Annotated in this window: 8 protein-coding genes; 4 read left to right on the top strand and 4 right to left on the bottom strand. The window is 63.0% G+C overall.

Features of this window, described 5'->3' with window-relative positions; translation table 11 throughout:
- Positions 1-16 precede the first annotated feature (16 nt).
- The 3 genes from cas3f to FYK34_RS02285 all read right to left on the bottom strand — a co-directional run bounded on the left by cas3f (position 17) and on the right by FYK34_RS02285 (position 6,726).
- Entirely contained in the window at positions 17-3,358 is a 3,342-nt protein-coding gene (cas3f, locus tag FYK34_RS02295; RefSeq protein WP_149294868.1) for a type I-F CRISPR-associated helicase Cas3f, read from the bottom strand.
- Positions 3,355-4,332 (bottom strand): type I-F CRISPR-associated endonuclease Cas1f, encoded by a 978-nt coding sequence (gene cas1f / locus FYK34_RS02290; protein WP_149294867.1) that lies wholly within the window; start codon positions 4,330-4,332, stop codon positions 3,355-3,357. The genes cas3f and cas1f overlap by 4 nt, the downstream gene beginning before the upstream one ends.
- Positions 4,333-4,512: 180 nt before the next feature.
- Complete coding sequence (locus tag FYK34_RS02285; RefSeq protein ID WP_231137351.1) at positions 4,513-6,726, bottom strand: glycoside hydrolase; 2,214 nt, start codon at positions 6,724-6,726, stop codon at positions 4,513-4,515.
- 154 nt (positions 6,727-6,880) lie between these two features.
- Here FYK34_RS02285 and earP point away from each other — a divergent pair, with 154 nt between their 5' ends.
- From earP to serS, 4 genes are all read left to right on the top strand, one after another.
- A complete protein-coding gene (earP, locus tag FYK34_RS02280; protein ID WP_149294865.1) occupies positions 6,881-8,035 on the top strand; it encodes an elongation factor P maturation arginine rhamnosyltransferase EarP in 1,155 nt (384 codons plus the stop codon).
- Positions 8,036-8,106: 71 nt separating this feature from the next.
- The gene (efp, locus tag FYK34_RS02275; RefSeq protein WP_149294864.1) at positions 8,107-8,670 is read left to right on the top strand and encodes an elongation factor P; all 564 of its coding nucleotides are present in this window, start codon (positions 8,107-8,109) and stop codon (positions 8,668-8,670) included.
- 170 nt (positions 8,671-8,840) lie between these two features.
- Positions 8,841-10,172, top strand: coding sequence for a replication-associated recombination protein A (locus tag FYK34_RS02270; RefSeq protein ID WP_149294863.1), 1,332 nt, complete (start codon positions 8,841-8,843; stop codon positions 10,170-10,172).
- Between the two features lie 2 nt (positions 10,173-10,174).
- Positions 10,175-11,458: a serine--tRNA ligase gene (gene serS / locus FYK34_RS02265; RefSeq protein WP_149294862.1), complete on the top strand. Its 1,284-nt coding sequence runs from the start codon at positions 10,175-10,177 to the stop codon at positions 11,456-11,458.
- Positions 11,459-11,535: 77 nt separating this feature from the next.
- Here the strand turns inward: serS and FYK34_RS02260 are convergent, their stop codons facing one another.
- Positions 11,536-14,082, bottom strand: coding sequence for an EAL domain-containing protein (locus FYK34_RS02260; protein ID WP_231137350.1), 2,547 nt, complete (start codon positions 14,080-14,082; stop codon positions 11,536-11,538).
- Positions 14,083-14,190 lie beyond the last annotated feature (108 nt).

Genomic DNA, 14,190 nt, shown 5'->3' with positions numbered 1-14,190 from the left:
GCAAGGTTGGCCGCATTCATTTTTTCTTGTTGAACCCCAATGCCGGATGAAACCACCAGCCTTGAGCGCTGGCGGGCAGCGTCACCGTACCGAAGCGGCGGGCGCATTGCGCCAGCGGCAAGTCCAGCTCCACGGCCAGGGTTTGCAGGGCGGCGAGATAGTCGGTTTCCGTCCAGGCGGTGATGCCCTGGCTGTGCAAGTCGCTATCGGCAATGCGGTGATGCAGGCTGCTATCTACCACCAGCTCTTTCTTTTCAAAGCGGCGCTCGCCGTCCACCAGCTTGATCAATGCAAAGTCATCCTCGTCTTCATTGGGCAGTAACAGCAGATCCACGTCTTCGCTCAAATCCAGCCGGAACGGGTGCTTGCGTTGCAGCAAGGCGCCGAGCATGGCTGCGGGCTGTTTCCAGCAGCTGCTGGCATGGATTGGCGGTGCTGGCGGCGCTTTGCCGGCGCGGGTCTTTGTGCGCGGCTGGCCGTTGTCGCCGGACATCCACATGCGCAGCCGTGCGTGTTCCAGATCGACCAGACTGGTTTTTTGATTCAGCTTTTCGCGTGCCAGCAGGCGCGGGCGGGCGTCCAGGTGGCGGTATTCTTCGGGCTGCAGGATTTGGTGCAGATTGTGTTCAGTCAGACAGAAATTGTTGTCGTGCTCGTCTTCAAAACCGGGGCGCAGATAGGCCGGTTTGCCCGGCTGAGTGAGGCTGTGAATGTTTTTTTCCAGAATCAGCACATTCACTTTGTCCCATGCCTGTGGCCGATGGCGGCGCACGCGTCCGGCCAGCTGGATCAGCGAGCGCATGGACGATGGCTCGGCGATGGTCCAGGAGTAATCGTGGTCGCGCCCCACTTCGGTGACGGGGCTGCCGAGCACGATGAAGATTTGCTCCGGCTCCGAGTGGGCATCCAGCCGCTGGCGGATGTCGGGCAACTTGAAGACGGCTTCCGACGTGGTGCGGTCCAGCGCCGCGTCCAGCCTCCGCTCTATGGCGGAGCGCAGCAGCAGCGGGTATTGCGAGTGGTAAACGCACAGGTGAATGCGCACGCCGTCCGGCGCGCCTTGCCGGTACAGGGCTTGGGCTAGCTGGTATAGCGGGCCGATATTGGCCAGCCGGATCAGGCCAAAGCTGACCCGTTTGCCGCTGGCGGGGTCGGTTTCCGCGTTGTCATGGTGCAGGCGCAGAGCCGCGTCGCGCAGGTGGATAGCCAGCGGATCGTACATGTCGCGCTCGTTGCGCGGGATGCCGCTGAGCGGCAGCAGCTCGGCGGTGCGGCGTACCGGCTGGCTGGCGAGCCAGGCGTAGCGGCGGCTGGCGAATTGCTGATGCGCGTGGGCAAACGCGCCACTATTAGCGCAATCGGCGGTGTGGGTGTCGCGTTCGTCCAGCCAGGCGCAGCTGATGTTCAGCGGCAGGCCAGGTTGGCCGCGACTGTTCTGGTAATGCTTACGCCCCGCCAGATAGGCATCAAACAACCCGCCCACCAGCGCGGGCGGCAGCGTGGCGGAGGAAAGCAGCACGCGGCTGCCCAGCAGTCCGGCCCAGTACACCAAGCGGGTGAGGGCGGGCAAATCTTCAATCGAGAAGTCGTCGGGTTCGTCTAATGCTAAGTCACTGGACATAAGCCGTAGCATGGGCGCGATTTGCCGCCCTCCCCGTTCGCTTTCCGTGGCCGGAATAAGATGGTCGATGGTGCAGACCAGCACCGGCGCGGCCAGCATGGCCTGTACCGCGTTGTCCTTTGTCAGACGCGCCAGCAGCGGGTGGTCGGGATTGCCGTCAAAGCGCACGTGGCTGGTTTCGTCCAGCAGAGTTTGCTTTGATTCAGAGCCGGTTTCTTCGGCCTGAGCCTGATAGTGCTCAAACAGCTCGCGGCTGGCAGCGCCGCCCACGCGGATGGCCAGGTCGCTGTCGTCCAGTTTCAGCTTGTCGCGGAAGGCCTGGCCGGTTTGCAGAGTGAGCGTGCGCAGGCCCAGCGCAAAGGCGCAGCGCATGCCGACAGCTGGGTCCGCCAAGCCGTACATCACCCGCGCATTGCCTAATGTTTTACCGCAGCCGGTGGAAGCCATGTTGACGATGAAAGCGCCATGCTGGCGAGCTTTGTCGCGCAGGCCGCAGGCCAGTTCATAGGCCTTGTCCTGCCAGCGGAAGCGTTCACTCTGGCTGCGCTGCCGCAGGATGCGATGGTTTGCCAGACGCGGCAAATGGCGCTCCAAGCCAGGCAGAGCGCGGCTGGCTTGCTGGCTGTGGCGTGCCACGCCCAGCAGGTGTTCGTTAAGCGTCTGGTTGAAATGGCGTTCGGGATCGTCTTTTAGCGTATTGGCAAAGGCGATGCCGGCTTCTGCTGACTTTTTCCAGCTCTGCTTGACGATCTGGCTGGAAAAGTGATGGTCGGCCAGCATCAACAGCAGGCGCGAGATGTGCATCACATACGGGTTTTCCAGCCAGTTACCGGATGCGGTAGCTTGGCGCTTGGCCAGTGCTGCGGCCAACCTTGCCACCTGTTCGCGCCAGATTTTGTCGTCCACCGGCAGGCTGTGCGGGAAGGTCCAGTACGGCTTGGCTTCGGCCTTGCTGGCGGCAGTGAGGGTTTGGTTCCACTGGCTATCTACCCCTTGCAGCCCTTTTTGCAGCAGGTCTGCGCTGATGGTTTCCCCACGCGGCGGCACTGGCAGGCGATGATGGGTGAAGATAAGCCAGGCGATGGCGGCTGCCAGTGGCGGCAGCATCTGGTCCGTAAAAGGTTTGTTGTCAGCTGCCGCAGCGTCGTAACCATCGCGCAATTTGGCTGCTTCCAGCTTTTTCTGCCACCGCTCGCCATCCATTTCATTCGGGTCTTGCAGCCTAGCCAGCCAAGTAGCGTCGTCGTCATCGCCGATAAACGCTTGCAGCAGACGCAGCGATACCCATTCGTGGCGGTACAAATTGGCAGCTAACTTTTCTTTGCTGCGCAAGCGCGTCTGAAAGGCGGCGCAGGCCTTGCCCAAGTCGTGAAACAACGCGGCCAGCGCGGTGATAAGGTGAATGTCTTCACCATGCAGCCAGTCGTTTTCGTCGTCGCTGCGCAGCACGTCGCGCTGAGCGCTGTTAGTGGGGACTGCGCCCTGGGCGTTGAAGCGACTGGCATCGCCGACGATCCACAGCAGTTCACTGTGGTCCCGCCCGCGCAGCCAGTGACAGGCGACAGCGGTATTTTTACGGGCGCTTTTACGCAGCAGGCGGCGCAAGGTTTCCAGTCCGGCCTGAGTGATGGGCGTTTGCCAAACGCGGTCTCCACGACGTTCGGCAAATTGATCGAGGATACGGCGAGTTTCGGTAAGGGCGCGCTTGTCGCATTGCGAAATCAGCAGGATGTTCATGGGCTTTTCCCGATGGATTCAGCAATGGACTTGAGCTGCTCAATCATGAAATCCAGTGCTTCGCTACGGGTGAGCTGTTCGATGCAGCCTTGGCGAAAAGTTTGCTCGTCATCACCGCTCATGGCGCTGAGGAAGGCTTGCGGCAGGACGATGGCGTCTTTGACCAAATCGGCCGCGTCAAACACCAAACCACCGCGGCGCGTTTTGCCATGCAGGATGGCTAGACCATGGGGCAGCCCCAGCACCCAGGTGGCCGTCGCACCTAGCCCATAAGCCAAATAGTTGCCGTGATCGAGAAAACGATTGGCCAGGTCTGCGCCGCTGCCGCGTTTGGCCCGGGTGAACTCGCCGTACTTCACCGCCTGCGCCGCCAGCCGAAACAACTGCTTGGTCAGGCGTGCTTCTTCGGTTAGCAAGCAGGTGTGGTCTGGCGCGTGCGCAATAGCATGGTTTGATGCATCAAGCACAGTCTCAAGGTGGGCTGCATCGATACGGAAACCGGCATCCCGCAGGTGGCGGCTATCCAGCCAGTGCTGGCGAATGCGCAGCAGCCGAGCTTGTTGCAGGGCTTTGGCTGCGTCAAGCCGTTTGTCTTCGTCAAACCAGAAGCCCACCCAGCGCTGAAGATACTCGGTGGGGCGGTATTCGCTTTGCGGCGAGAACCACGCCACTTCGAAGTCCATTTCATTGGCGCTGAATAGCGGAGTGCCGCCGCCACCACAGAATCCCACCATCACGCCGGCTTTGGCCAATTCACGCATGGCTGCTTGTGTCACTGATGTGCCGGTGCCCAGCAGCAAGGTGGTGGTATTGGCTATGGGAATATTCCAGTACAAAGACTTCTTACCAGCGTCTGTAACGTACTCTACTCGCCCTCCATTCACCAAGACTCGACAGTGTTCTAGATAATATAAATTTGCACGCTTGGAGTGCATGATGCTTTTTAAATCAGTTGGATTAAATTGACTTTCCATCACCATTACTTTGCTTAAAAACTAAAAATCATGCCAAAACATGACTAGTTCTTGGTTAAAAGCTTCACATCCACATCGGAAATTTCGAGGCTTTTTCGCAGAACTTTCGAATGAAATTTAGTTATGCAACAAAGCCCAAAAACACCACCACAAAAACGACACCGGCATTATCATCCCGCCTTAGCCGCCGGCGCAATCCAACGCCTTCAGCATCCGCGGCGGCTGGCCGTTTAGCTCGGCCAACAGGCTTTGCGGCGGCAGCGTTTGCCCTCCATGGAAAACCGGCGTCTCCGCGAAATTGGCGGTGAGGCGGCTGCCGTCGGCAAAACGGGTTTGCTGCAGCGTATGCTCCGCGTTCAACCAGGCGAAGCCGGTCATGGCCTGGGTGGCCAGTTGTTGATGCAGCGGGCGGAAGGCGTGGTCGGCGCATTGGAGCTGCGGCAGCCTGGTTTTGAGGCTGGCGGCGGACAGGTGGAACAGCGGCGGCACGTTGTACAGCCACTGCGCCAGCAGATTGTCGGCGTAGGCGTTGCGGAACTTCAGGTTGTCGTACAGCCAATGGTTGGTGGTGACGATGGAGCCATGGAAAACGGCCTGGTATAGCGGCAGACGGTATTGCGGCGCGTAGTAGAGGTCGCGGTAGGGTTGCTTCAGCGGTACTTGTTTAAAGAAAGTTTCCGGCTGGTCCGCCGGGTACCAGCGGCCCAGGTAGTAGGGCGACTGCGTGTTCTTCTGCAAATCGGGATCGCCCCAGCCCAGCACCGGCACCTGCATGCCGTGGGCGTAGGCGATGCCGCGGCTGGTCGCCGCATTGCCCATTTCGGAGCCCACCGGCACTTGATAGGCGTCCGCCACCCATTGCATGGACTGCTCATATTCCTTAGCCATCTCGGCCTCACCGGTATGGCGGCCCGGCGTGTAGTCGTCAAACACCATGCCTGTGGCGTAAGCATCCAGGAACCAGCTATTGAAGCCGACGGCGGACAGCAGCGCGCGCGTGCGCTGCTGCAGCGTGCCCCGCACGCAAGCCGGGTTGGTGTAATAGCCGGCTTGCTGGAAACCGGCCTTCTTCTTGCCGTTTTGCAGCGTGACGCCGCATTGGCGGTACACCGCCTCGCCTTGCTGCGCGGTAAGCCAGTCTTCTTGCTTGCCGGGCGGCAAGGCGGTTTCGTAGGAGTCGTAGCTGCCCATCAGGTAGCCGGCGGCCACGCCGGCCTTCACCGCCTGCGGCTGCCACAGGCCGCCTTCCCAGTTGTCCACGCCCAGCCATAGCCGCGTCAAGCCAGCATGACGCAAGGCGTCTATGGTCTTGCGCGACAGGCCGCCGCCCCAGCGCGCGGCGTCCGGTTGCAAGGCTGGGCCGAAGGTTTGTTCGGTCTCGGCGCGCAGCTTGCGGTAAGGCGCGGCCATGTCGACCCAGGCTGGCTGCGCGCCCAGCCAGCCGGCGCGGGCCTCGGCCGTCAGCGCCGAATTGACGCCGTCCAGCAAGACTTTGCGCTGATAGCGGTCCGGCCGCTTGCCCGCTTGCTGCAATGCCCGTTTGGTCTCGGCGTCGAAACGCCCGCGCAGGCGCGCGGCCAGCGGCGCGTCGCCGCGCAACCGCTTGACCAAGGCCGGCCAGTCGCGCACGTCGGCCTCGTCCAGCAGATTGTTGCCCCACAGGTAAACATGGCTGGCCCCTATCAGCTTGGCGGTTTCCGGCTGCGCCTGGATTTTGTCGGCCAGGGTCTGATAGCGGCCGGAAGACGCCAGCCATTGCCGATAGCGCTGCGCACCGGCCAAGAGATTGTCGCCAGCCAGATGCAGCAGCAGCGTCGCCGGCTGGTCTTGGTTCAACTCGTTGAAGTCATGGCTCAGGGCCAAGGCCAGGCCCTGCCCTTGTGCGGAGAAGGCCAGTCGATTGTTGAACGGGTTCAGCAGCAGCCAGTGCAGGCTATGACGCCCGTAGTCCATGCCCCATAGCGGCAGGCTGAGGTTTTCCGAAGTGTCCAGACCGTCGCCGGCGAAGCCTGGCAAAAAGTCCCGCCACAGTTTGCTCCCAGCCGGGATATAACTGCCCTCGGCCAATGGCAGCAGCAGGCCGCGCCCCATGGCCGCCGCCGGTTGCCGCAGCAGCTCTACCCGGCCAGGCGCGGCGGCGCGCAGCGTCAGCTTGAGGTCCGCGCCGTCCAGGCTGGCCTGCCAGCGGTAGCGGCCATCGTCCCATTGCCAGCCGGCCGCTTGCGCCTCGCTCTCCAGCCCCGACACCGCATGCGGCGCGACGCCTTTTGACACGACGATGGCCGGCCCGCCGGCCGGCTCCGCGCGGACGGCCAGGGTGGCCGGCTCCAGCTCCACCTTCCACTGTTCATTTTGCAGCATCACCCCAGCCCACGAGGACAGAGGCAAAACCATCAGCAAGCTCCAGCCATATTGAAAGCGCACAGCCATTCCTTTTATATGTTTCTCGATTGCATGATCGACCGGCGCGCCGGCTGAAAATTCGAAAATGGTGATATTGCCAGTCAACGCGTGGTAAGCTCGCCCGGTTTTACAAAATGACCGCACCATGACACGCCAACACTGGGACATTTTCTGCACCGTCATCGACAACTATGGCGACATCGGCGTCACCTGGCGCCTGGCGCGCCGGCTGGCGCATGGCTACAGCCTGGATGTGCGGCTGTGGGTGGATGATCTGGCCAGCTTCGCCCGCATCACGCCCGGCCTGGACCCGGCCCTGCCGCAGCAAGCGCTGGCCGGCATCGACATCCGCCGCTGGCCGCCATCCGACTTTCCGGCGGACATCGTCCCGGCCGACGTGGTGGTGGAAGCCTTTGGCTGCCGGCTGCCGGACAGCTTCGAACAGGCGATGGCGGCCAAACCGGCCAAGCCCGTCTGGATCAATCTGGAATACCTGTCGGCGGAGGATTGGACGCGTGGCTGCCACAAGCTGCCGTCGCCGCACCCGCGCCTGCCGCTGGCCAAGCATTTCTTCTTTCCGGGATTCGACGCGGCAAGCGGCGGCCTGATCTGCGAAGACGGCCTGATCGCCGCGCGCGAAGCCTGGCAGGCGGACGAAGAGGCCCAGCGCGACTACTGGCGCCGCCGCAATGTGCCGGCGCTATCGGAAAACGAGTGGAAGGTCAGCCTGTTCTGCTATGACAACCCGGCCGCCGCCAAGCTGCTGCAGGCCTGGGCCGACGGCCCGCAGCCGGTGCGCTGCCTGGTGCCGGAAGGCAAGGCGCAGGCCGCCGTGTCCAGCCTGTTCGACCACCCCCTGCAAGTGGGCGAGCATGCCCAGCTGGGCCGCCTGACGGTGGACGTGTTGCCCATGAGCGACCAGGACGACTACGACCGCCTACTGTGGAGCTGCGACTTCAACTGCGTGCGCGGCGAGGACAGCCTGGCGCGCTCGCAATGGGCGGCGCGGCCCATGCTGTGGCACATCTACCCGCAGGACGACGAGGCCCATTTGGCCAAGCTGCTGGCTTTTCTCGATCAATACTGCCAGGGCTTGCCTGACGAAGCGGCGGCCGCCATCCGCGAGCTTCATCTCGCCTGGAACCGCGACGGCGACATCGCCGCCGCCTGGCGCGCCGCCGCCCGCTGGCTGCCGGCCTGGCGCAGACATGCGGCAAACTGGCAACAGCAATTGCTGCAAGGCGGCGATCTGGCGCAAAGACTGCTGCAATTTGTCGCCGAAGTTGCCGAAATCAGATAAAATGCCACGTTTTTGTCGGAAAGCCCTTCCGGTTTTCCGCTGTTAATTCAAGAGTTTGGGACTCATACGCAATGAAAACCGCACAAGAACTGCGCGCTGGTAATGTATTCATGGTCGGCTCCGAGCCGATGGTTGTTCAGAAGGCTGAATTCAGCAAGTCCGGCCGCAACGCCTCCGTCGTCAAGATGAAGATGAAGAACCTGCTGACCGGCGCCGGCACCGAAACCGTATACCGCGCCGACGACAAGTTCGATGTAGTCGTGCTGGACCGCAAGGACTGCACCTACTCCTACTTCGCCGACCCGATGTACGTGTTCATGGATTCCGACTTCAACCAGTACGAAGTGGAAGCCGACAACCTGGGCGACACCATCAACTACATCGTTGACGGCATGGAAGACGTTTGCCAGGTAACCTTCTACGACGGCAAGGCCATCTCCGTAGAACTGCCGACCACCGTGATCCGCGAAGTGGAATACACCGAGCCGGCCGTGCGCGGCGACACCTCGGGCAAGGTTCTGAAGCCGGCCCGCCTGGTTGGCACCACCTTCGAAGTTCAGGTTCCGGCCTTCGTCAACACCGGCGAAAAGATCGAAATCGACACCCGCACCAACGAATTCAAGAAGCGCGCCTAAGCCTCTCTTGCTCGTTGTGCCCGCGAAAGCGCCCGGAAATGGGCGCTTTTGTTTTGCCTTGCCCCTCCCCCTCTTGAATCAGGCGGATGCCCTTCGTCCGCCCAGCCTCCGGCTATTGCCCCCTGCCTGCTGATATACTATCCCTCCGCCCATCCCGCCTGAAACCCGCCATGTCCGATCTTTTCTCCGTCGAACCGCAAAAACCGCTGGCCGAGGCCCTGCGTCCGCACGCGCTCGATCAGGTGATCGGCCAACAGCATCTGATCGGCCCAGGCAAGCCGCTGAGCCTGGCGGTGGCGGCCGGCAAACCTCACTCCATGATTCTGTGGGGGCCGCCCGGCGTCGGCAAAACTACTTTGGCCCGCATCCTGGCCGCCAGCTTCGACGCCGAATTCATTCCGATTTCGGCGGTATTCGCCGGCGTAAAAGATATCCGAGAGGCGGTGGAAAAAGCGCACGCCGTGCTGCAGCGCTCCGGCAAGCGCACCATTCTGTTCGTCGACGAGGTGCACCGCTTCAACAAAAGCCAGCAGGACGCCTTTCTGCCCTTTGTCGAATCGGGCCTGATCACCTTCATCGGCGCCACCACGGAAAATCCCTCGTTCGAAGTCAACTCCGCGCTGCTGTCGCGCGCCCAGGTCTATGTGCTGAACAGCCTGAGCGAGGACGAACTGAAGCAACTGTTCGAGCGGGCCCGCCACGAAGGCGCGCTGGACGGGCTGACATTCAGCGAAGAAGCCGTCTCCACCCTGACCGGCTATGCCGACGGCGACGCGCGGCGCTTCCTGAATCTGCTGGAACAAACCCGTACCGCGGCGCAGGCGCGCGGCATCGCCGACATCGACCCGGCTTTCCTGGAAGAGGTGCTGACGTTGAACGCGCGGCGCTTCGACAAGGGCGGCGACGCCTTCTACGACCAGATTTCCGCACTGCACAAATCGGTGCGTGGCTCCAATCCGGACGCGGCGCTGTACTGGCTGTGCCGCATGCTGGACGGCGGCGCGGACGCGCGCTACCTGGCGCGGCGCATCGTGCGCATGGCTTGGGAAGACATCGGCCTGGCCGACCCGCGCGCGATGCAGATCGCCAACGACGCCGCCGCCACTTACGAGCGCCTGGGCAGCCCGGAAGGCGAACTTGCGCTGGGACAAGCGGTGATTTATTTGGCGGTGGCCGCCAAGAGCAATGCCGGATACATGGCGTATAATGAGGCCCGCGCCTTCGTGAAACAGGACAAGTCCCGTCCGGTGCCGGTACACTTGAGAAACGCGCCGACCCGCCTGATGAAGGAACTGGGCTACGGCCACGCCTACCGCTACGCGCACGATGAGCCCCATGCCTACGCCGCCGGAGAGACCTATCTGCCGGAGGGCCTGGAAGACATCGAATGGTATCGCCCTGTGCCGCGCGGACTGGAAAGCAAGATTCAGGACAAACTGGCTTTTTTGCGTCAGCTGGATGCAGACGCCCAGCAAAATCCCGATAGTGAAAAACAGGAATAACCATGCTCGACATCAACTTACTTCGCAATGACATCGAAGCCGTCGCCGCCCGTCTGGCCGGCCGCGGCTACACCCTGGACACCGCCGCTTTCAATCAGCTGGAATCCGAGCGCAAATCCCTGCAATCCCGCATGCAGGAACTGCAAGCCAAGCGCAACGCCACCTCCAAGCAGATCGGCATCGCCAAGAGCAAGGGTGAAGACGTCTCCGCCATCATGGCCGAAGTAGCCACCCTGGGTGACGAGCTGAAAGCCGCCGAGCAAGCCTTCGACGGCGTGCAGGGCAAGCTGGACGCCTGGCTGATGTCCATCCCCAACCTGCCGCACGAATCGGTGCCGGTGGGCAAGGACGAGGCCGACAACGTGGAAGTGCGCCGCGTGGGCGTGCCGCGCCAGTTCGACTTCGAGGTCAAAGACCACGTGGACGTGGGCACCCCGCTGGGCCTGGATGCCGAAACCGGCGCCAAGCTGTCCGGCGCGCGCTTCACCGTGCTGAAGGGCGACATGGCCCGCCTGCACCGCGCCATCGCCCAGTTCATGCTGAACACCCACACCGGCAGCCACGGCTACGAAGAACACTACACTCCGTACATCGTCAACGACACCGCGCTCTTGGGCACCGGCCAGCTGCCCAAGTTCGCCGAAGACATGTTCAAGGTGACCCGCGGCGGCGATGAAACGGCCGCGCCGCAATACCTGATCTCCACCTCGGAAGTGACGCTGACCAATACCGTCGCCGACACCATCCTGCAAGAGAGCGAACTGCCGAAGAAGATGACCGCGCACTCGCCGTGCTTCCGCTCCGAAGCGGGCAGCTACGGCCGCGACACCCGCGGCTTCATCCGCCAGCACCAGTTCGACAAGGTGGAAATGGTGCGCGTGGAAAAACCGGAAAATTCCTACGCCGCGCTGGAAGAAATGGTGGGCCACGCCGAGAACATCCTGAAGGCGCTGGAGCTGCCCTACCGCGTGATCACGCTGTGCACCGGCGACATGGGTTTCGGCTCGTCCAAGACCTATGACCTGGAAGTGTGGCTGCCGGCGCAGAACACCTACCGCGAAATCTCCAGCTGCTCCAACTGCGAGGCCTTCCAGGCCCGCCGCATGAAGGCGCGCTACAAGGACGAAAACGGCAAGAACCAGCTGGTTCACACCCTGAACGGCTCCGGCCTGGCGGTGGGCCGCACCCTGGTGGCCATCCTGGAAAACTACCAGAACGCCGACGGCAGCGTGACCATCCCGACCGTGCTGCGCCCCTTCATGGGCAAGGACAAGATCGGCGGCTGAGCGTTGCGCCATCCATGAAAAAAGACCGGCTTCGCTAAGCCGGTCTTTTTTTATCCACCGCAGGCCAAGGACGATCTTCAGTGAGTCAACGCCGGCTGGCTGGCCTGTATCGCCAGCAACACCTCGAACTGGCTGGCCGGAATGGGCCGACTGAACAAATACCCCTGGGCGCACTGGCAGCCCAAGCCCAACAAGAAGACACGCTGCTCCTCGTCCTCCACCCCCTCGGCCACCACGTCCAGCCCCAGGCTGCGCGCGATGGAGACGATGGCGCGGGTGATGGCCGCGTCGTCGTTGTCTCGGGTGGAGTCCGCGATGAAGGAGCGGTCTATCTTCAGGCCGCGCACCGGCAGCCGCTTCAGGTAGGACAAGGAGGAATAGCCGGTGCCGAAGTCGTCGATGGACAGGTAGATGCCCAAGCCCTGCAGCCGGCGCAGCATGTCCACCATGCCGCCCGCCTCATCCATGGCCACGCTTTCCGTAATTTCCAACTCCAATTCACGGCTCTCCAATCCATGACGGCTCAGGGTTTCGGCCAGTTGCTGGGTAAAATCGCCATATTTGAGCTGGCGGCCAGACACATTGACCGCCACGCGTCCCGGCAGGATGCGGGCATCACGCCAACGGCGAATGTCGCCGCAGGCGGTGTCCAGCACCCAGCTGCCTATTTGCGCGATCAGCGCGCTTTCCTCGGCGATGGGAATGAAGCGGTCCGGCGACACCAGCCCCAGCTCGGGATGGCGCCAGCGCAGCAAGGCCTCGGCGCCGACGATGCGGCCTGAGTCCAGCGCCACCTTGGGCTGGTACCACAGCTCCAGTTCGCGCTGCGCCAGCGCGCGGTGCAGGCTGTACTCCAGCTTCAGCCGCTCCAGCGCGCGCGCGTTCATGTCGCCGGTATAGAACTCGAAGCCGTTCTTGCCGCCCTGTTTGGCGCGGTACATGGCTGTGTCCGCATGCACCAGCAGCGTATCGGCGTCGCGGCCGTCGTCCGGAAACATGCTGATGCCTATGCTGGCGGAGATGAACATCTGCTGCCCCTCCGCGCCGGACAGGGCGGTGATCGCGTCCAGGATGGTCTGCGCGCGCGCCGCCACCTGGGATTCGCCCAGCGCCCCCTCCAGCAGCATGGTGAACTCGTCGCCGGATAGCCGCGCGGCCGTCTCGCCCGGCTGCAACTGCGCCTGCAGCTGGCGCGCGATGTGGATCAGCAACTGGTCGCCGGCGTAGTGGCCCAGGGTGTCGTTGACCAGCTTGAAGCGGTCCAGGTCGATGAACAGCAGGGCCAGGCCGTGGCCGCCGGCCTCCGCCCTGTCCACCGCCGCCTGCAGCCGCTCCATGAACAGGGTGCGGTTGGGCAGGCTGGTCAGCGCGTCGTGGTTGGCCAGGAAGTGCAGCCGCTCCTCGGCCTGCTTGCGCTGGGTGATGTCGGAAAACACCGCCACGTAATGCAGGCATTCGCCGTCGGCGTCGCGTATCGCGGTGATGCTCAGATGCTCGGTGTAGAGCAGGCCGCCCTTGCGCCGGTTCACCACCTCGCCCTGCCAACAGCCGTCGCGCTGCAGCATCTGCCACATATGGGCGTAGAACTCGGGCGGCTGACGGCCGGACTTCAGCATGGCCGGCGTCTTGCCCAGCGCCTCTTCGCGGCTGTAGCCGGTGATGCGGGCGAAGGCCGGATTGACCGACTGGATCACGCCGTTGGGGGCGGTGATGATGATGCCTTCCATGGTGGACTCGAATACCTTGTCCGCCAACAGCAGGCTATGCCGCGACTGCGCCAGCGCATGATCGCGCTGGCGCAGCGCCTCGTTCAGTTCATGCAGGTATTCATGCTCGATGCCCTGCACGATGTCGTCGAAACCGAGCAGGCGCTGCAACCGGCTGTCCTCGCCGAACACCGCCAGATGGCGGATATTGTGCTGCTGGATCAGCCGCCGCGCCTGCAGCAGGCTGGCAGCATCCGGCACGCCTATCAGGGGCCGGCGGCTGCCCTCGCCCAGCGTGGCCGGCATGGCGTCCGCCGCCAGCCAGCGCAGCACGTCGCGCTGAGTGACGATGCCGTAGCCGCCATCGTCGAAACACACCGCCAGCGCGGACTGCGCGTGCTCGCGCATCTCGCGCATCGCCTGCAGCGGGGAAGCGGAGGCCGGCAGCCGCAACGCCGCTTGGCCGGGCAGGTCGCGCACCCGCTTGACGATCAGAAAAGACTCCAGGCCCTGATTGCGCACGATGTCGGTCAGGGTGACCATGCCGACGGGGGCGCCCTGCTTCATCACCAGCGCGTGGCGCAGCTGACGGTCGCGAAAGGCGCGCACCGCCTGGTCCAGCGGCATGTCGTGCGGCAGCTCCACCACGCCGGCGCTGACGGCCTGCCCGACAGGAAGCAAGGGATCGCCGCGCCCCAGCGAAGCGTCCAGCGCGTCGGCCTCGGTCCAGATGCCCAGGATTTCAGCGCTAGCCTCGTCCCGCACCACGATGGAGCTGCAGCCGGCCGCCATCATGCGACTGGCCGCCTCGCGCAGCGGCAGCGACGGCGAACAACTGAGCAGATCGCTAGAGGCGATTTCGGCTAGGGTTTGACTCGGCAAAGACAAGGACATGGCGATGGCTGCGTCATAATTCATGGCAGCCATTATACAGTTAACCCTGCTGTAATAAGGGGCAGCGGAGGCAAAAAACTGTCGGACAGAAAAAATGGCGCCGGAGAATATCCGGCGCCATTTCAGTTTGGC

It is taken from the genome of Chromobacterium paludis (genome assembly GCF_008275125.1).
In the GTDB taxonomy this organism is placed as follows: Bacteria; Pseudomonadota; Gammaproteobacteria; order Burkholderiales; family Chromobacteriaceae; genus Chromobacterium; species Chromobacterium paludis.
Note: the sequence above shows the minus strand (reverse complement) of the source record. Positions and strands in the feature narration are given on the sequence as shown.

What these genes read in the sequence shown, in the direction of transcription:
- cas3f (WP_149294868.1), bottom strand. Translation starts at nt 3,358, where the DNA reads ATGAACATCCTGCTGATTTCGCAATGCGACAAGCGCGCCCTTACCGAA.
- cas1f (WP_149294867.1), bottom strand. Translation starts at nt 4,332, where the DNA reads ATGGAAAGTCAATTTAATCCAACTGATTTAAAAAGCATCATGCACTCC.
- FYK34_RS02285 (WP_231137351.1), bottom strand. Translation starts at nt 6,726, where the DNA reads ATGGTTTTGCCTCTGTCCTCGTGGGCTGGGGTGATGCTGCAAAATGAA.
- earP (WP_149294865.1), top strand. Translation starts at nt 6,881, where the DNA reads ATGACACGCCAACACTGGGACATTTTCTGCACCGTCATCGACAACTAT.
- efp (WP_149294864.1), top strand. Translation starts at nt 8,107, where the DNA reads ATGAAAACCGCACAAGAACTGCGCGCTGGTAATGTATTCATGGTCGGC.
- FYK34_RS02270 (WP_149294863.1), top strand. Translation starts at nt 8,841, where the DNA reads ATGTCCGATCTTTTCTCCGTCGAACCGCAAAAACCGCTGGCCGAGGCC.
- serS (WP_149294862.1), top strand. Translation starts at nt 10,175, where the DNA reads ATGCTCGACATCAACTTACTTCGCAATGACATCGAAGCCGTCGCCGCC.
- FYK34_RS02260 (WP_231137350.1), bottom strand. Translation starts at nt 14,082, where the DNA reads ATGAATTATGACGCAGCCATCGCCATGTCCTTGTCTTTGCCGAGTCAA.